The 17,636-nt window shown below is 70.8% G+C and carries 18 protein-coding genes and 1 pseudogene; 16 read left to right on the top strand and 3 right to left on the bottom strand.

Features of this window, described 5'->3' with window-relative positions; translation table 11 throughout:
• Positions 1–495 precede the first annotated feature (495 nt).
• Positions 496–1,095 carry a PAS domain-containing protein gene (locus tag FVE89_RS30950; RefSeq protein ID WP_244612616.1) on the top strand — a complete coding sequence of 200 codons (600 nt, stop codon included), beginning with the start codon at positions 496–498 and terminating at the stop codon, positions 1,093–1,095.
• A gap of 18 nt (positions 1,096–1,113) precedes the next feature.
• Positions 1,114–1,536 carry a sensor histidine kinase gene (locus FVE89_RS30945; RefSeq protein ID WP_244612615.1) on the top strand — a complete coding sequence of 141 codons (423 nt, stop codon included), beginning with the start codon at positions 1,114–1,116 and terminating at the stop codon, positions 1,534–1,536.
• Here the strand turns inward: FVE89_RS30945 and FVE89_RS05335 are convergent.
• Positions 1,533–2,999: an HWE histidine kinase domain-containing protein gene (locus FVE89_RS05335; protein ID WP_059407784.1), complete on the bottom strand. Its 1,467-nt coding sequence runs from the start codon at positions 2,997–2,999 to the stop codon at positions 1,533–1,535. The two genes, FVE89_RS30945 and FVE89_RS05335, sit on opposite strands and share 4 nt — an antisense overlap.
• A 350-nt stretch (positions 3,000–3,349) precedes the next feature.
• Here FVE89_RS05335 and FVE89_RS30940 point away from each other — a divergent pair, with 350 nt between their 5' ends.
• The 5 genes and pseudogenes from FVE89_RS30940 (at position 3,350) to FVE89_RS05320 (ending at position 8,612) form a co-directional block, all read left to right on the top strand.
• The gene (locus tag FVE89_RS30940; protein WP_245295892.1) at positions 3,350–3,538 is read left to right on the top strand and encodes a PAS domain-containing protein; all 189 of its coding nucleotides are present in this window, start codon (positions 3,350–3,352) and stop codon (positions 3,536–3,538) included.
• 42 nt (positions 3,539–3,580) lie between these two features.
• Positions 3,581–3,757: pseudogene (locus FVE89_RS31490) on the top strand (PAS domain-containing protein); the annotation flags it as partial.
• Positions 3,758–3,775: 18 nt separating this feature from the next.
• Positions 3,776–4,363 (top strand): sensor histidine kinase, encoded by a 588-nt coding sequence (locus FVE89_RS05330; protein WP_280178955.1) that lies wholly within the window; start codon positions 3,776–3,778, stop codon positions 4,361–4,363.
• Positions 4,364–4,767: 404 nt separating this feature from the next.
• A complete protein-coding gene (locus tag FVE89_RS05325; protein WP_059407786.1) occupies positions 4,768–7,626 on the top strand; it encodes a PAS domain-containing protein in 2,859 nt (952 codons plus the stop codon).
• A 662-nt stretch (positions 7,627–8,288) separates the two neighbouring features.
• Entirely contained in the window at positions 8,289–8,612 is a 324-nt protein-coding gene (locus FVE89_RS05320) for a metalloregulator ArsR/SmtB family transcription factor (RefSeq protein WP_059407790.1), read from the top strand.
• Positions 8,613–8,617: 5 nt separating this feature from the next.
• Here the strand turns inward: FVE89_RS05320 and FVE89_RS05315 are convergent, their stop codons facing one another.
• Positions 8,618–9,934: an ATP-binding protein gene (locus FVE89_RS05315; RefSeq protein WP_059407792.1), complete on the bottom strand. Its 1,317-nt coding sequence runs from the start codon at positions 9,932–9,934 to the stop codon at positions 8,618–8,620.
• Positions 9,931–10,593 (bottom strand): response regulator, encoded by a 663-nt coding sequence (locus FVE89_RS05310; RefSeq protein ID WP_059407793.1) that lies wholly within the window; start codon positions 10,591–10,593, stop codon positions 9,931–9,933. The genes FVE89_RS05315 and FVE89_RS05310 overlap by 4 nt, the downstream gene beginning before the upstream one ends.
• Positions 10,594–10,690: 97 nt before the next feature.
• Here FVE89_RS05310 and dsbD point away from each other — a divergent pair, with 97 nt between their 5' ends.
• From dsbD to FVE89_RS05265, 9 genes are all read left to right on the top strand, one after another.
• Positions 10,691–12,472: a protein-disulfide reductase DsbD gene (gene dsbD / locus FVE89_RS05305; protein ID WP_059407795.1), complete on the top strand. Its 1,782-nt coding sequence runs from the start codon at positions 10,691–10,693 to the stop codon at positions 12,470–12,472.
• A gap of 39 nt (positions 12,473–12,511) precedes the next feature.
• Positions 12,512–13,141, top strand: a complete 630-nt coding sequence (locus FVE89_RS05300) for a DsbA family protein (RefSeq protein ID WP_059407797.1) — start codon at positions 12,512–12,514, stop codon at positions 13,139–13,141.
• Positions 13,141–13,947: a L,D-transpeptidase gene (locus FVE89_RS05295; RefSeq protein WP_059407799.1), complete on the top strand. Its 807-nt coding sequence runs from the start codon at positions 13,141–13,143 to the stop codon at positions 13,945–13,947. The genes FVE89_RS05300 and FVE89_RS05295 overlap by 1 nt, the downstream gene beginning before the upstream one ends.
• Positions 13,931–14,398: a DsrE family protein gene (locus FVE89_RS05290; RefSeq protein ID WP_059407801.1), complete on the top strand. Its 468-nt coding sequence runs from the start codon at positions 13,931–13,933 to the stop codon at positions 14,396–14,398. The genes FVE89_RS05295 and FVE89_RS05290 overlap by 17 nt, the downstream gene beginning before the upstream one ends.
• A 206-nt stretch (positions 14,399–14,604) precedes the next feature.
• The gene (locus FVE89_RS05285) at positions 14,605–15,030 is read left to right on the top strand and encodes a YeeE/YedE family protein (protein ID WP_059407803.1); all 426 of its coding nucleotides are present in this window, start codon (positions 14,605–14,607) and stop codon (positions 15,028–15,030) included.
• Positions 15,031–15,033: 3 nt separating this feature from the next.
• Positions 15,034–15,483, top strand: a complete 450-nt coding sequence (locus tag FVE89_RS05280; RefSeq protein ID WP_059407805.1) for a DUF6691 family protein — start codon at positions 15,034–15,036, stop codon at positions 15,481–15,483.
• Positions 15,480–16,289 carry a sulfite exporter TauE/SafE family protein gene (locus FVE89_RS05275; protein WP_185156781.1) on the top strand — a complete coding sequence of 270 codons (810 nt, stop codon included), beginning with the start codon at positions 15,480–15,482 and terminating at the stop codon, positions 16,287–16,289. The genes FVE89_RS05280 and FVE89_RS05275 overlap by 4 nt, the downstream gene beginning before the upstream one ends.
• Before the next feature lie 20 nt (positions 16,290–16,309).
• Entirely contained in the window at positions 16,310–17,221 is a 912-nt protein-coding gene (locus FVE89_RS05270) for an MBL fold metallo-hydrolase (RefSeq protein WP_059407807.1), read from the top strand.
• Between the two features lie 11 nt (positions 17,222–17,232).
• On the top strand, positions 17,233–17,619 hold the full coding sequence (locus FVE89_RS05265) for a rhodanese-like domain-containing protein (RefSeq protein WP_059407809.1): 387 nt from the start codon (positions 17,233–17,235) through the stop codon (positions 17,617–17,619).
• Positions 17,620–17,636 lie beyond the last annotated feature (17 nt).

Genomic DNA, 17,636 nt, shown 5'->3' with positions numbered 1-17,636 from the left:
ACCTCCTGGCCTCGACCTCGAAGGACTGGGACCTCCGGAACGGCGCGACCTGCAAGTCCAATATGGCCGACGACGGTCGGAAGGCCGTCATTTCGTCCAACTGCCGTATGTAGGGGCGGCCCACCTCAATCCTCTCCAGGCGACCCCGTTCACCCGGTTCGTCTCGATGCCCTCCGCCATGGGACGTGCCAACATCAACCTCGGTCGCGCCCGGATGTTTTGCCCCGGGCGAGCGGCGTCATGCTCGGGATGGCTACGGCTTCAGGACTGGCCTTCCGCCACGCCGAGCCCTCCCGTCACCACGCCCCGGACGCATTCAGTACGCAAGCGGACCGCCGGTCATCCTGGCCCTGCGGGACGAAGGAGCGCATCCCCGGCCGCCACCTGCCGTTGCAACCGGGTCTCTGGTCGGCGGTTCTGCAAACGTGTGCCTGGACGCGGCTTCGCGCGAGGTTTTTCGAGCCGGTTCACGACGGCTGATCCTGGAGGGGCGGGGTGGCCGTGCGAGACGGGTTGAAGCTGGGTACGGTCGACCTCAGGCTGCTGCAGGCGGCCGTCGAGGCGACCGGGGAAGCCATCTTGATCACCTCGGGCGACCTCGACGAGCCAGGCCCGCGCATCGAGTACGCCAACCCGGCCTTCACCCGCATGACCGGCTATGCGGCCGACGAGGTCGTGGGGCGCTCACCCCGCTTCCTACAGGGTCCCGGCACCGACCGGTCCGTCCTGGACGGACTGCGCGCCTCGCTTGAGGCCGGCGAGACGGCCCAGGGCGAGGCGCTTAACTACCGCAAGGACGGATCGGCCTACATGGTCGAGTGGCTGATCACGCCGGTGTGCGACGCCGGCGGTCAAGTCACGAACTGGGTCTCGGCGCAGCGCGACGTCACCGGGCGGCGCGCCGGCGAGGACCGCCAGGCGCTGCTGGTGCGCGAGCTCCACCACCGGGTGAAGAACACGCTGGCGACGGTGCAGGCGGTGCTGAACGCGACGATGCGCTCCTCGCTCTCGGCCACCGAGTTCACCCGCGCCCTGTCGGGCCGGATCTCCTCCCTGGCCCGGACGCACGCGCTGATCACCGAGAATCTCGACTAGGCCGCCTCGTTCGAGGGGTTGCTGAGGGCCGAACTCGACCCCTACGACGAGCGCGGGCGCCTGACCCTGGACGGGCCGAGGGTCGTCCTGCCGTCCGAACTCGCCGTGCCCGTGGGCATGGCCCTGCACGAGTTGACCACCAACGCCCTGCGGCACGGGTCGCTCGCGGACCCGAACGGCAGGCTTCAGGTGACCTGGCGCATCGAGGACCGGGGCTCCGGCCGAGGCTTGCGCTGGGACTGGGCCGAGCACGACGGCCCACCGGCCATGCATCCCACCCGCGAGGGCTTCGGCCACCGCCTCCTCAACAAGATCCTGGCCGCGCAGACGGGCGCCGAGGTCGACGTCGCCTTTGCCCCGGACGGGTTGCAGGTCTCCGTCCGCATGCCGTTGCCCGCACTGGCGGAAGGAGGATCAGGGACGGATGACCAAGGCACCTAGGACACCCGCTCGGGCAATGGCGCCTCAAACGTGAACACGACGCCGCCCGGTCGGTACTCGATCCTGGCCCGGCCTCCGAGTTCCATCGCGAGCGCCCGCTCGATCATGCGCGAACCGAAGCCGTTCCGCGCCGGCTTCGCGACGGGTGGGCCTCCGAGCTCCTCCCAACGCAGCCACAGGTGGGCCAGATGCCGCCCTTCGTCGAGGCCCCAATCCAGGACCACGCGGCCCGCGTCGTTCGATAGCGCACCGTACTTCACGGCGTTCGTCGCCAACTCGTGCAGCGCCAGCACGAAAGCGAGGCTGGCGCGCGGCGACAGCCACACCTGCGGGCCGGCGACGGTGAAGCGCCTGGCCGACCCGCTCCGGAACGGCTGCAGGGCGCGCTCGACGATTTCGCCGAGGGTCGCCCCTTCCCAGCTCTCGCGGGTCAGCGCGTCATGGGCCGCCGCCAGGGATGCCAGGCGCGCGTCGAGCGTCTTGCGCGCCTCGTCCAGGCTTGCCGCGTTACGCAGCGTCTGGTGGGCGATGGATTGCATCGTCGCCATCGAGTTCTTGACCCGGTGGGTGAGCTCGCCCGCCAGCAACTGGCGCTGCTCCTCGACGCGCCTGCGCTCCGTGACGTCGATGGACACTCCGGCCATGCTCACCGGGCTGCCGTTCGCGTCGTAGAACGTCTGCCCGCGGACGTGCACCCAGCGCTCCTCGCCCGACGGCGTGCGCACCCGATACTCGATGTCGTAATCCCCGTGCCCGGCGATGGACTCCCGCACCGCCTCCTCCATCCGCTCCCGGTCGTCGGGTACGACGGCGGCCAGCAGGTCATCGTAGCCGAACGGATCGGCGACGTTCCGGCCGAAGTTCTCCTTGCAGATGTCGGAGGCCTCAAGCCGCCGGTCGGCGAGGTCGAGGGTCCAAGAGCCGATCCGCCCGGCCTTGAGGGCGAACCGCATCCGCTCCTCGGTGCGGGCGAGCTCGACCTTGCGGCGCGCCACCTCCCGCCCGCGGACCGCAAGGTCGTCCTGGAGACGCACCAGCTTGTCCCGCTCCAGCGTGACGTCAAATTGCGAGGCGAAGAAGTGGGTCAGCACGCCGGCTCGGTCGAACACCGGCGAGACCAGCAGCCGGTTCCAGAAGACCTCGCCGGACTTCTTGTGGTTGAGCAGTTCGAGCTCGATGGGCTCGCGCCGCTCGATAGCGTCCCGTATGCGGGCGACGTCGTACCGGTTGGTCTCCGGACCTTGGAGGAACCGGCAGTTCCGGCCGAGGATCTCCTCGTTCGCGTAGCCGGTGAGTTTCGTGAAGGCGGCGTTGGCGAACACGATGGGGTTGTCGGGCCGGTTCGGGTCCGTGACGATCATCGGCATCCGCGTCGCGCGTACCGCAGCGGCGAACGGATCGGAGCTAGCGTCCGAGCGCGTCAGTTCGGCCGTGATGCAGTCGTGTTCCCGGAAGTCGGTCAAGACATCGTCGCCTGACGTGGCGCCACCTCGGGCCCGCCGTTCGGCGTGACCGTAGCACAGGCGAGCCCTGGGGCGGAGAGCCCCGACGTGATCGCGCACGTCATGCACAAGGCTGGCTTCGCCCGGCCGCAAACGGGCGCTTGCTGGCCTTCCGACCCTGCGCGCCCCGGCACCGGCCTCGGGGACGGCCGGGCCAGGGAGGCGGACCTGCCCTTCGGCTCGCCATGGACGGTCCCCGTCCGTCAGGCGCCGGAAACCTGGACGGCCACGGTTGGTTGTAAGTCATGCCCGGGTTGGGGCCGGCTTGGCACCCAGGACGCGCCTGGCGCCGAGGTTCGGGAGCGGTGGACGTGCGAGATCGGAACGCGACGCAACGGGTTCCGACGGATGCCGGTCTCCTGCTCGCCGCGGTCGAGGCCAGCGGGGAAGCCGTCCTCATCACCTCCGCCGAGCTCGAAGAACCCGGTCCGCGCATCGAGTACGTGAACCCGGCCTTCACCCGCATGACCGGCTACAAGGCGGAAGAGGTCCTGGGCTAGAACCCCCGCCTCCTCCAAGGCTCGGGGACGGGCCGCGCCGTCCTCGACCGGATGCGCGCGGCGCTTGCGGCCGGCGAGCCGTTCCAGGGCGAGGCCGTAAACTACCGCAAGGACGGCTCGACCTACACGGTCGAATGGCTGATGACGCCCGTGCGCGACCCCGACGGGCGGATCGCCCACTGGGTCTCGGCGCAGCGCGACGTCACCGAACGGCACGCGGCGGAGGAAAACCAGGGCCTGCTCGTCCGCGAACTCCATCACCGCGTCAGGAACACCCTCGCGACCGTCCAGGCGGTGCTCAACGCGAGCCTGCGCTCGTCGATGGGGCTGGCGGACTTCCGGCAGGTGTTCGCCGGCCGCATCGCCTCATTGGCCAAGACCCACACCCTGATCACCGACGCGCGGACGCAGACCGTGTCGTTCGAGGGACTGCTCCGGACGGAGCTTGAGGCTTACCTGGAGCCGGGCCGCTCGCGCGTGTCGCTGCAGGGCCCCCCGGTTCCGCTCGCGTCCGAACTGGCGGTCCCGGTCGGGATGGCGCTGCACGAGTTGACCATCAACGCCATCCGGCACGGCGCGCTTGCCGACCCGGACGGTCGCCTGGAGGTGACCTGGACGATCGACGAGAGCCCCGCCGGACCGGTCCTGCGCTGGACCTGGGACGAGCATGACGGGCCGCCCGTGGCGCTGCCGAGCCGGGAGGGGTTCGGCATGGAATTGCTCGACGGGTTGCTGACGTACCGTCTCAAGGCGAAGGTCGACGTCGCCTTCGACCCGGACGGCCTCAGGGTGAGCGCCGCCGTCCCGCTGCCGCGCGTGCGGTGAGGGAAGCGCGGCGGCCGTCGGAACGTCGCCAGGCGCAAGTGGCGGACTTCGGCATCCTGGCCCACCCCACACCGGTCTCCCCTCGCCTCAGCCGCTCCCTCCCTATCGACCATGAGGACGCTCCCATGCCTGCGTCCGGGCACCACGGGCGACGGTGTCGCGGAGAACAACACGCGAGGGCCACCTGTGCTAGGTGTGTGGCATGCCCGCCCGACGCGACCGCCCCACTGCCTTGACCGCCCCCGTCGCCGCCCGCAACGGCAGCCCATCGGCCAAGCGGATGCACACCCGCACGGGCGAGCCGACGCGCACGGCCGTGCGAACGTTCCGCCTTCGTGCGGAGGCACCCGGGCAGCCCGGCTCGACGGTTCGGCCGTCACGACGCCGGGACCGAGCCTGAACCGATGACCACGAGGGCTTCGCTGTTCGCGGCAGGCGGCTCCATGGGCGCGCTGATGGGCGGCCACGACTGGGCGACCACCTCGCTCGGGCCGCCGCGGCACTGGCCGCAATCGCTCGTGACCCTGATGCGTGTCATGCTCAACTCGCGCCAGCCGATGTTCATCGCCTGGGGGTCCGACCGCACGCTGGTCTACAACGACTCCTACGCGCCCATGCTGGGCGCACGGCATCCCGCGGCCCTGGGCCGCCCGTTCTTCGAGACCTGGCCGGAGGTCCGCGACGAAGTCGGCGCGCTGATGGACCGCGTGTTCGCGGGCGAGCCCGTGCACATGGACGACCTGCAACTCACGCTGCACCGGAACGGTTACCCGGAGGAGGCCCACTTCTCCTTCTCCTACACGCCGGTGCCTGGGGACGATGGCCGGACCGTCGGCCTGTTCTGCGCCTGCACGGAGACGACCCGGCAGGTCCTGACCGAGCGCGAGGCCGCGTCCGAGCGGCAGCGGCAGCAGGCGTTGCTCCAGCAGATGCCCGGGTTCGTCGCCGTCCTGGGCGGCCGGAAGCATGTCTTCGAGTACGTCAACGACGCCTACATCGCCGTCGCAGGCCAGCGGGACTACATCGGTCGACCAGTCCAGGATGTGTTCCCGGAGTTGCGCGACCAAGGCTTCTTCGAGCTGCTCGACCGGGTCTATGCGACCGGCGAGGCCTTCGCGGCTCGGACCGTCCCGATCCGCTTCGTCGAGGATGACGACCGGTACCTCGACTTCCTATACCAGCCCATCCGCGATGAAGCGGGGACGGTCACCGGCATCTTCGTGGGCGGTTACGAGGTCACCGAGGAGGTGCGCTCGCGGGCCGCACTCGCCGAGAGCGAAAGCCGTTACCGCACCCTGTTCGAGACCATCGACGTCGGGTTCTGCATCATCGCGATGAAGTTCGACGAGACGAACCGGGCCGTCGACTATCGCATCACCGAGGCCAATCCGGCCTTCGAGCGGCAGACCGGCGCGAACGTGACCGGGCGCTGGGTCAGCGAGTTCGCACCGAACCTTGAGCCCCAATGGCTGGAGACATACGGACGCGTCGCGCTGACCGGCCAGCCCGCGCACCTTGAGAGCTGGGCCGAGGTGTTCGGGCGTTGGTTCGACGTGCGCGCGCTGCGCGTGGGCGACCCCGCGGCCCACCGGGTCGCCGTCTTCTTCACCGACATCTCCGAACGCAAGCGCATGGAGGAGGCGCTGCGCGTCCTGAACGCCAGGCTTGAGCAACAGGTCTCCGAGCGCACGGCTGAGCGCGACCTCCTCGCCACCATCGTCGAGCGCACCGACGTGATGGTGATGGCGGCGGACCTCGACTACACCATCCTGGCCATCAACAAGGCCAACGCGGACGAGTTCGAGCGCATCTACGGCGTCCGGCCCAGGGTCGGCGACAACATGCTCGACCTGCTCGCCGACCAGCCAGAGCACCAGGCCCAGGTCCGTGCCGGTTGGGGCCGTGGCCTGGCCGGGGAGGAGGTCACGATCATCGAGGATTACGGCGATCCCGACCGTGTCCGTCCGTACTACGAGATCAGCTTCCGGACCCTGCGCAACGAACGGGGCGAGCGCATCGGCTGCTACCAGTTCGTGACGGACGTCACAGAGAGGTTGCGCGACCAGGCCGAGCTCGCGCAGGCGCAGGAGGCGCTGCGCCAGTCCCAGAAGCTGGAGGCGGTCGGGCAGTTGACCGGGGGCGTGGCGCACGACTTCAACAACCTGCTGACCATCATCCGTTCCTCGGTGGACTTCCTTCGAAGGCCCGACCTACCGGAGGAACGCAAGGGCCGCTACCTCGACGCGGTCTCCGAAACCGTCGAACGGGCCGCCAAGCTGACCGGCCAGCTCCTGGCCTTCGCGCGGCGGCAGGCGCTCAAGCCCGAGGTGTTCGACGTGGGCCAGCGGGTGCGCGGCATCGCCGACATGCTCGATACGGTCACCGGCGCCAGGGTTCGCGTCCTCACCGAGGTGCCGGACGAGCCCTGCTTCATCAGGGCCGACCTGAGCCAGTTCGAGACCGCGTTGGTGAACATGGCCGTCAATGCCAGGGACGCCATGGACGGTGAGGGTACGCTGACCCTGCGCCTCGTGCGCGGCGCGGCCCTGCCCGCCATCCGCGGTCACGCCGGCTCGGACCAAGCGTTCGCGGCCGTATCGCTGACCGATACGGGCCTGGGAATCCCACCGGAGCGGCTCGGTCAGATCTTCGAGCCGTTCTTCACGACCAAGGAGGTCGGCAAGGGCACTGGCCTCGGTCTGTCCCAGGTGTTCGGCTTCGCCAAGCAGTCCGGCGGCGACGTCGACGTGCGCAGCACGGTCGGAGAAGGCGCGACGTTCACGCTCTACCTTCCGGAGGTCACGCCGGAGGAGCGGCCGGCGAATGCCTCGCGCCCGGACGACGGAATGGCTCCCCTCGGCGCTGGGCAGTGCGTCCTGGTGGTGGAGGACAACGTCGGGGTCGGCCAGTTCGCCACCCAGATCCTGGAGGACCTTGGCTACAGCACGACCTGGGCGGCCAACGCCGAGGAGGCGCTGGATCGGCTCGGGCGGACCGGCAACGGGTTCGACCTGGTGTTCTCGGACGTGGTCATGCCCGGCATGGGCGGCATGGCCCTTGCCAAGGAGCTGCAGCGTCGGCTGCCCGGCCTGCCGGTGGTGCTGGCCTCGGGCTACAGCCACGTGCTCGCCCAGGAGGGCACGCACGGGTTCGAGCTATTGCACAAGCCGTACTCGGCCGAGCAGTTGGGCCGCATCCTGCACCAGGTCCTCGGGCTCCGGTCCGGGCATCGAACGCGCGTGACCGAGCAACGAACGTCCTGACGCCGCGTTCTGCGCTCATCCCCCGACGGCGGCATCATGGGACCGCGGATCGGTGGAGGGCGGGAAACGGTTGGAACGGTGGCCGGCGAGACGGTGCAGTTCAGCGCGACGCAGCGGGAGGCCGGCGACGGCGCGCCCGGGGCGACGGCGGCCTTCCCGTACGACCGGATGACCATGGAGCGGTTCCGCGCCGCGTTCCTTTCTCAGGATCCACACTGGGACTCCAGAGCCCACGGGACGCCGCGTCGCGTCGTAACCTGCCCTTATGCAAATGGGCCGCCGCAGCAGTGACGGTGAATGTCCGTTATTGGGGAGCGGGCGAGGCCGCCTGAATGACTGGGGTGGGCGCCAAGCCGAATGTCCGGTTCTGCGCGCGATCGAGATCCGGCAGGACTCAGTCTGGCCGAAAGCGGAATGGTTGCTTCCAAGTGGGGGCGCTTAAAAAGCGGACGGCCTTCTCTCGACCCAGCTAAACCGAAAGGTACCGGTCTGCTTCGGTGATGATGGGCGCCTTCCGCGCGGGTGGTGCACTTCATTGGAACGAGAGTTCCTGGCCCGAACCGGTGACCTTGCCGGTATGTACCGTTATGGCCAGACGGACTAGACACGCTATATTAGGAGTCTCTAAATAATCTCGAATGTCTGATTCAGGAGCACCGCGAATGGACGCCGTCACGCCGAACGACCTGATGCGGCTCCAGGACAAGGCCAGCGACGCGGCGCGCCTGCTTCGGCTCCTCGCCAACGAGAAGCGCCTGCTCATTCTTTGCCTGCTTGTCGCCCGCGGCGAGATGGACGTGACGAGCCTCGCCGAGGCGGTCGAGCTCAGTCAGTCGGCGCTCTCGCAGCATCTCGCCAAGCTGCGCGAAGACGGGCTGGTCGCGTACCGCCGCGAGAGCCAGACGCTCCACTACCGGCTCGAGGACCCCCGCGCCGCCCGGGTGCTGGCGACGCTCAAGGACATCTTCTGCCCGGAACTCGGCTGACCGCATCAGGCGCGAAGGATCTCCACCTCAAGCCCCGGGCGATCCGGCCGGTTGCGCAGCCGCAGGCTCAGACCGCTCCTGCGGGACGCCATCTCGGCGATGGCGAGCCCAAGCCCGCTCCCGGTGGCGCTCTTGTGGCGGCCGCGGAAGAAGCGCGTCGTGACGTGCGGCAGTTCCTCGGCGGGGATCCCCGGCCCCTCGTCGCGCACGAGCATGCCCTCCCCATCGGGACGGGCCAGCCATTCCACCGTGCCAGCGTCCATGTGGTGCACGGCGTTCTCGTGCAGGTTGCGGACCGCCAGGCGCAGGCTCTCGGCATCGGCCCGCAGGGTGTAGCCGCGCAGCCCTGGGTCGATCAGGGTTCGGACCCCCGCGGGCATCCGCATGCCATCCACGGTCTCGGCGACCAGCGCCCCTACGTCGACCTCCGCCAGGGTCGGCGACTCCCCGGCGGCGTCGAGCCGGGCCGCGTCGAGCAGTTGCCGGACGAGGCGGGTGGTACGGTCCACGGCCGCCAGGATCTGGCGCAGCGCCGCCTTGGCAACGTCCGGGTCGGTGGTGGCCATGGCGACCTGGGCCTGGGTCTTCAGCCCGGCCAATGGCGTGCGCAGCTCGTGCGCCGCGAAGGCCGTCACCTCTCGTTCGTGCCGGCGCGCAGCCTCGACCTTGAGGAACAGCCCGTTGAGGGCGTCGGCCAACGGCCGGACCTCGGCGGGGGTCCGCCCGGCGTCGATGGCGCTCATGTCGTCGGCGTCACGGCCCGCGAGGTCCCGGGCCATCAAGCGCAAGGGGCGCAGGCCCCGCCCGAGGCTCGCCCAGATCAGCATGCCGAGGAACGGGACGACGAGGAGCGCAGGGGTGACGAGGCCCATGATGAGATCGGTCACGAGGCGCTCACGCAGGCCCAGGCGGTCTCCGACCATGACCCGCACGCCCTTCTCGGCGTCCTCGACCGTGAAGACCCGCCACGTCTCGCCGTCGACCTCGCGCTCGGAGAAGCCGGCCGGCGCGTCGGTCAGGCGCCGCTCCGGGGCTCCGCTCGACCGCGCCACCATGCGCCCGTCGAGCGACCAGATCTGGCAGGACAGCTGCCGCTCGTAGGCCGTCGGCCCCGGGAAGGTGGATGGTGTTCCGTCGGAAGTCGTGCCGCCGACCGCGCCCACCAGGGAGCCGACCATACGCGCGGCCTCCTGCAGTCGGGTGTCGAGGACCTGCTCCACCTCGCGCTTGGAGCCGAGGTAGATCCAGGCGACCGCACTGAGCCAGATCAGCCCGGTCGCGAGGAGCAGGATCGCGAAGAGCCTGACGCGCAGGGATGTCATGCCGACGCCCTCATCCGGTAGCCGAGGCCGCGCACCGTCTCGATGGCATGCTTGCCGATCTTGGCGCGCAGGTTGTGCACGTGGACCTCGACGGCATTGCTCTCGACCTCCTCCTGCCAGCCGTAGAGGCGTTCCTCCAACTCGGCCTTGGAGCGGAGCACGTCCGGGCGTTCCATCAGCGCCGCCAGCACCATGACCTCGCGCCGGGACAGGCCGACCGGCACGCCGTCGACCGTCACGGCGAGGCTGCCGGGATCGAGCCGGATGCCCCCGTGCTCCAGGACGGCGGCGGCCCGCCCCGAGGCCCGGCGGACGACGGCGCGGATGCGGGCCGAGAGTTCGTCGAGGTCGAAGGGCTTGCCGAGATAGTCGTCGGCGCCGCCGTCGAGCCCGGCGATCCGGTCGGCCACCGCGTCGCGAGCGGTGAGCAGGACGACGGGCGTGCGGTCCTTCCGGCCGCGCAGGCCGCGCAGCACGTCGAGGCCGGAGCCATCGGGCAGCATCAGGTCGAGCACGATGGCAGAGAACGCGCTCGTGGCCAGCGCCGCCTCGGCGTCAACGCAGGTCCCGACGCAATCGACCGTCGCCCCGCCGAGGCCGAGCCCCGCCCTGAGCCCGTCCGAGAGGATGGGATCGTCCTCGACGACGAGGATGCGCATGCGTGTCTCCCCTGACCGTCCCGCATCCTCCGGGCCCGGCTTAAGCCTGGCTTAAGCTGCGTTTCCGACCTGCGGCGGGCCGATCCGGACCCCGCCCATGCCGAACGTATTAGCCCACCTCTTCCTCGCCGCCCTTGTCTGGGCGGGCGCATCGCCCTGGTTGCCGGTATGGTCGCAGGACCTCGCCGGGCGGCAGTCGCCCTTCACTCTCGTCGCGACACGGGACGCGCACCTCTCGCTCCACCTCCGCTGGACCATCGCGCCCGGCACCTATCTCTATCGCGACAGGATCCGCGCCGAGGCCGGTGCCGGCGCGGAGCTTCCCGTCACCACGCCGACCGCCGAGACAAAGGACGACCTGAACTTCGGGCCGACGGAGGTCTACCACGACTCCGTGGAGGCCATCGTGCCCGGCGCGGCGCTGGCCAGCCTGCGGGAGATCCGGGTCATCTACCAGGGCTGCGCCGAGCGGGGCATCTGCTACCCGCCGGTCACGAAGCGGCTGGACCTGGCCTCCCTGGCGAACGCCGGCGCATCACCGGCCGGCGGAGCCGCCCCCGCCGCCGAGCCGGCAGACGCGACGGTCGCCGCCGCCTCCCGCCAGGACGTCTTCCCCGCCGGGCCGGCCGCCCTCCTCGTCGGCAACCTCGTCGGCGTCCTGGCGGGCATGTTCGGGCTCGGCCTCCTGCTGGCGTTCACCCCCTGCGTGCTGCCGATGGTGCCGATTCTGTCGGGCATGATCGTCCGCTCGGGCCAGGGCCTCACGCCGGGGCGGGGCCTGGCGCTGTCCGGAAGCTACGTCCTCGCCATGGCGGCGGCCTATGCCAGCTTCGGCGTCGCGGCGGCGTGGCTCGGCCGCAACCTGCAGGTCGCCCTCCAGACCCCTCTCGCCCTCGGCCTGATGGCCACCGCCTTCGTCGCGCTGGCACTGTCGATGTTCGGCCTGTTCGACCTGCAGGCGCCGCGCTGGTGGCGGGACCGCTTCGGCGCCCCGGCGGCGGAAGGTGGGTCGGTCGCCGGGGCCGCGTTCCTCGGCTTCAGCTCGGCCCTCGTCGTCGGTCCCTGCGTGACGCCACCCCTTGCTGCCGCCCTGCTCTACGTCGCCCAAACGGGGGATGTCCTGCGCGGGGCGCTGGCCCTCTTCGCCCTCGGCCTCGGGATGGGTGCGCCGCTGGTGCTCGTCGGCGCGTTCGGCGCCGGCATCCTGCCCCGGTCCGGCCCCTGGCTGGTGCGGGCGAAGCAAGCATTCGGCCTCGTGTTCCTGGCTCTTGCGGCCTCGCTCGTGACACGCTTGCTGCCGGACGTGTTGTCCCTCCTGATTTGGGCGGCGCTCGCCATCGGCACCGGCATGGCGCTCGCGGTGCTGACCACGAACGGTCGCCCGTCACCCGCCGGTCGCGCGGCGGGCTTGGTCGCCGTCGCCTATGGCGGCCTCCTCCTCCTCGGGGCTGCCACGGGCGCGGACGACCCGCTGCGGCCGCTTGCCGGCCTCGCCCCGTCGCATCCGGGCCACATCGCCGAGGCGCGGACGGTCTCCACGCTCACCGCCTTCGAGGCGGCCCTCCTGGCGGCCCGAGCTGAGGGCAAGCCGGTGCTTGTCGAGTTCGCCGCCGACTGGTGCACCGTCTGCAAGACGAACGAGCGGACGGTCCTGGCGGACGCCGGCATCCGGGAGAGGCTCAAGGCCGTCTCGGTCATCCGGGCCGACGTCACCCGTGACGACGACGCCACCCGCGCCCTGATGCGTCGCTTCGAGGTGGTCGGTCCGCCGACCCTCATCCTGATGCGTCCCGACGGCGGCGAGGTCCGGGAGGCCCGCACCGAGGGCGAACTCACGGTCGAGGACCTGAAGCGCCGCCTCGCCCTCGTCGGAGCCTGAACTGCCTCTTCCGAGCCACCCATACCCACGGAGACCGTCATGCACCGCCGGACCCTGCTCGCCCTAATCCCCGCCATCGCCCTCGCGCCCGCCCTGCTATCGCCGCACACGGAAGAGGCCTTCGCCCAGGGCATCGACCAGAACGCCATCCTCAATGACCCGGAGGCGCCGGTCTCGGGCAACCCGAAGGGCGACCTGACCATCGTCGCCTTCCTCGATTACAACTGCCCCTTCTGCAAGAAGGCTGAGCCCGACCTTCTCCGGCTGGTGAAGTCGGACGGGCGCATCCGCCTCGTCCACAAGGATTGGCCGATTCTCGGCGACGCCTCCGTCTACGGCGCCCAGCTCGCCCTCGCGGCGCGGTACCAGGGCCGCTACGACGACGTGCATCGCGCGCTGATGGGCATCCCCGGCCGTAAGATCCCGAAGGAGCGGATGCTGGAGGCGGTCTCCGCCTCGGGCGTCGACATGGCCCGCCTGGAGGCGGATCGGACGTCCCACCAGGGCGAGATCGCCGCCCTGCTCCAGCGCAACCTCGACCAGGCGGACGCCCTCGGCCTGCAGGGGACGCCGGTCTTCCTGATCGGCCCGCTCAAGGTCGCGGCCGCCCTCGACTACGACGGCTTCAAGCAGGCGGTGGCCCAGGCACGCGCCAAGGGCCGCTCGTGATGCGGCGGGTGATGCGCCTAACGGCGCTCCTCGCGCTCGCCGCGGGGGTCGGAGCCTGCTCGGCCTCGATGGGCGCCCCCGGCCCGGTCGCCGGGGCGGGGGCGCGCCTTCCGGCCGATGCCGTTCGTCGCTACGCGGCCATCACCGACGAGCCGTTCCCGGTCGATGCGGTCGAGCCACGCGACCTGAAGGCCCGCAACGTCCGCCAGGTTGTCGACTATCCGACCAAGCAGCCACCGGGCACGCTCGTGGTCGACCCCTACCGGCGCTTCCTCTACCTCGTCATGGAGGGCGGCAAGGCCATGCGCTACGGGGTCGGCGTGGGCAAGGCCGGCTTCGAGTTCACCGGGGAGGCGACTGTCGCCCGCAAGGCGTCCTGGCCGCGCTGGACGCCGACCCCCGACATGCTCAGGCGTGACCCGGAGCGGAACGGGCGCTGGGCCGGCGGGATGCCAGGTGGCGCACGCAATCCCCTCGGGGCCCGCGCGCTCTACCTGTTCAAGGACGGCAAGGATACGCTCTACCGCATCCACGGCACCACCGAGCCCTGGAGCATCGGCGAGGCGGTGTCCTCGGGGTGCATCCGCATGCTCAACCAGGACGTCATCGACCTGCACCGCCGCGTACCTACGGGCACGAAGGTCGTCGTGCTTGGGTCGCACGGCACCGCCCAGGCCGCGCGGCCGGCCGCGCCGGAGACGACCGGCAGCCTCGACCGTGCGCGCCTCGACGACCTATCCCGCGGCGCCTCGGAGGCGCCCGAACCCCTGACGGACGACGGAGTGGCGGATGACGACGGTCTTTAGGAGCCTGGCGCTGGCGGTCGTCCTCGCGACGATGGGCATCGGAACGGTTCGTGCCGGCTCGGAGGCGCCGGCCGGCTACTACGCCGACCAGAAGGTGGTCTACCACAATGGCGGAAGCGGTCCGGACGAAGCAGCCTACTTCAAGCGCCTGCTCGCCAACCTGCGCAACCACGTCGAGGCCGTGGGCAAGGCGCATGTCGAGATCCGCGTGGTGAGCCTCGGTTACGGCGTCGGCCTCTTCCAGTCGGCCGCGAACGACAAAGAACTCGCCGGCCGCATCGACGCCCTCAAGGGGATGGGTGTGCGGTTCCTGGTCTGCGCCAACACCCTGCGCGAGCGGAAGATAGACCGCACCACCCTGTACGGCGTCGGCGAGGACGACCTCGTGCCGAGCGGCGTCGCCGAACTGGCGCGCCTGCAGGCCATGGGGTTCGCATACATCCACCCCTGAGGCCTTACACCGCTTCGGCAATCGACCGCGAAGACCTGATCGTGTGCCGCCGCACCTGACTCTAGGGCGCTTGTCCGCCGGACCATCTTTCCGCTTGTCATTACATTAGAAGATGCTAATTGAGTGTCATCTAATGTTTTGCGTGGGGCAGTAGTCCCCGCGGCCGGACCGGGCGCTTCCCGGACCGCACTTTGGGACAGATTGAGATGGAAGGCTTCACCCCCGTCAGCGCAATTCTCGGCGGAGCGATGATCGGCGGGTCCGCCTCGCTGCTGCTCATCCTCAACGGACGCATCGCCGGCATCAGCGGCATCCTCGGCGGCATCCTGGCCCCGCCCTCGGGTGAGACCGCTTGGCGGGCGGCCTTCGTGGCAGGCCTCGTCCTCGCACCACTCGCCTATGCCGGCCTGGGGGGCAGCCTTCCGCCGGTGACGGTCGAGGCGTCATTCCCGCTGCTGATCCTCGCGGGCCTGCTGGTCGGGTTCGGCGCGCGCCTCGGCTCAGGCTGCACCAGCGGCCACGGAGTCTGCGGCATCGGCCGCGGCTCGCCCCGCTCGCTGGCCGCGACCGGCATCTTCATGACCGTCGCCGTCCTGACCGTCCTCGTCATGCGCCATCTCGTCGGAGCCTGAGCCATGGCCAAGACCGCCTCCGCCTTCGCCGTCGGCCTCCTGTTCGGCCTCGGCCTCCTCGTCTCGGGCATGGCCGACCCGGCCAAGGTCCTCGCCTTCCTCGACGTGACCGGACGCTGGGACCCGAGCCTCGCCCTCGTCATGGCGGGCGCCGTCGCAATCTCGGCCGCCGGCTACCGCTTGGCGAGGCGGCGCGGACGGCCTTTGCTCGCGCCCAGGCTCGACGTCCCGACCCGGCGCGACCTCGACGGACGCCTGTTCGCCGGGGCCGCGATCTTCGGCCTCGGATGGGGCTTGGCCGGCCTCTGCCCCGGGCCCGCCCTCACCATCCTGACGGTGGCCCCGGCCGAGGCCGTGACCTTCGTGGCGGCGATGGTCGCCGGCATGCTGCTGTTCCGCCTGGTGCCGGCGGCGCGCCTGAAGCCGACCGCCGCGCTGGGAGCCGACGCATGATGCCCGGCCCCCTCACATCCGGCCTCGCCGCCGGCTCGGGCGGGGTCGTGGGCGTGATCCTCGGCCTCGTCGGCGGGGGCGGCTCGATCCTCGCGGTCCCACTGCTGACCTACGTGGTCGGCGTGTCCTCGCCCCACGTCGCCATCGGGACCAGCGCCCTGGCGGTCTCGGTCAGCGCGGCGGGCAACCTGGTCCCGCAATGGCGAGCCGGGAACGTGAAGTGGCGTTGCGCGGCGGCGTTCTCGCTCGCCGGGGTCCTTGGCGCGCTCGTCGGCTCGGCGGCCGCCAAGGCGGTCGACGGGAAGAGCCTGCTCGCCCTGTTCGGGGTCGTCATGCTCGTGGTCGGGGGCCTGATGCTGCGCAAGCGACGCGGCGAGGGCGACCCGGACGTGCGCCTGACCAAGGCCAGCGCGCCGGTGCTCCTGCCTTGGCTCCTCGGCATCGGCCTCGCGGTCGGCCTGTTCTCCGGCTTCTTCGGCATCGGCGGGGGATTCCTGATCGTGCCGGGCCTGATGCTGGCGACGGCGATGCCGCTGCCCATGGCCATCGGCACCTCGCTGGTCGCGGTCAGCGCCTTCGGGGCGGCGACCGCAGCGAGCTACGCCGCCTCCGGCCTGATCGACTGGCCGCTCGCCGGGCTGTTCATCCTGGGGGGCGTGCTCGGGGGCCTCGTCGGATCGAGGCTCGGCCAGCGCCTCGCCGGGCGCAAGCGCGCCCTGACCGTCACCTTCGCCGGCCTCGTCATCCTGGTCGGCCTGTACGTCGTCGCCCGCGGGGCCCTGCCGCTCCTCGGCCTGAGCGCCTGATCCCGGACAGGAGGAGATCCATGTCGAACCAGACCGCCGGAGCCCTGCGCGGGCATCCCATCGTGACCGGCTTCCACGACGAGCCGACCGGGAGCATCCAGTACGTCGTCGCGGACCCCGCGACGAAGCGCTGCGCGATCATCGACCCGGTCCTCGACTTCGACCCGAAGTCCGGCGCGACCGCGACCCGCTCCGCCGATGCCCTGCTCGCCCATATCGAGCGGGAGGGCTACGAGTTGGAGTGGATCCTCGACACGCACCCGCACGCCGACCACTTCTCGGCGGCAGGTTACCTCCACGACCGGACGGGCGTCCCGACCGCCATCGGCGAGAAGGTCATCGACGTGCAGCGGCTCTGGAAGGGGCTGTACAACCTGCCGGACACGTTCCGGACGGACGGTTCGCAGTGGTCCCGGCTCTTCGCCGACGGCGAGCGCTTCCGGATCGGCGACCTCGAAGTCGAGGTGATGTTCACGCCGGGCCACACCCTGGCCTCCATCGCCTATCGGATCGGCGACGCCGCCTTCATCCACGACACCCTGTTCATGCCCGACAGCGGCTCGGCGCGGGCCGACTTCCCCGGCGGCAACGCGCACGCGCTGTGGCGCAGCATCCGGCGCATCATGGCCCTGCCGGACGACACGCGGCTGTTCACCGGGCACGACTACCGCCCGGGCGGCCGGGCGGCGGCCTGGGAGAGCACGGTCGCCCGGCAGCGGAGCGAGAACCCGCACCTCGTCGAGACACCGACCGAGGAGGCGTTCGTGGCGATGCGCGAGGCCCGGGACCGCGAACTGCCGATGCCGAAGCTCATCCTGCACTCCCTGCAGGTGAACATCCGCGGCGGGCGCCTGCCCGAGCCCGAGGCGAACGGCCGCCGCTACCTGAAGATCCCGCTCGACTCCCTCGACGGTGCGGCGTGGGGCGATTGACGGAGGTGACCATGACCACGATCAGCGCGAAGGACCTGGTGGCGCAGGCCAACCGGGAGGTGGAGACCCTGTCGGCCGCGGAGGCGCTGGCGCGCCTGGGCCAGCCGGGCTCGGTGCTCGTCGACGTGCGCGAGGGCGAGGAGTTGGCCAAGACCGGCAGGATCGCCGGCGCCGTCCACGTGCCCCGCGGCTTCCTGGAGTTCCAGGCCGACCCCGCGAGCCCGACCCACCGGGCCGAGCTCGGCGAAGGCAAGTGCCTGGTGCTCTACTGCGGCTCCGGCAACCGTTCGGCCCTGGCAGCCAAGACCCTGAACGACATGGGCCTCGGACCGGTCGCCCATGTCGCGGGCGGCTTCCCCGCGATGGCGAAGGCCGGCGGCACCGTCGAGCCAGCCTGATCGGGACTGGCAAGCCG

The organism is Methylobacterium sp. 2A, assembly GCF_009806555.1.
In the GTDB taxonomy this organism is placed as follows: Bacteria; Pseudomonadota; Alphaproteobacteria; order Rhizobiales; family Beijerinckiaceae; genus Methylobacterium.
Note: the sequence above shows the minus strand (reverse complement) of the source record. Positions and strands in the feature narration are given on the sequence as shown.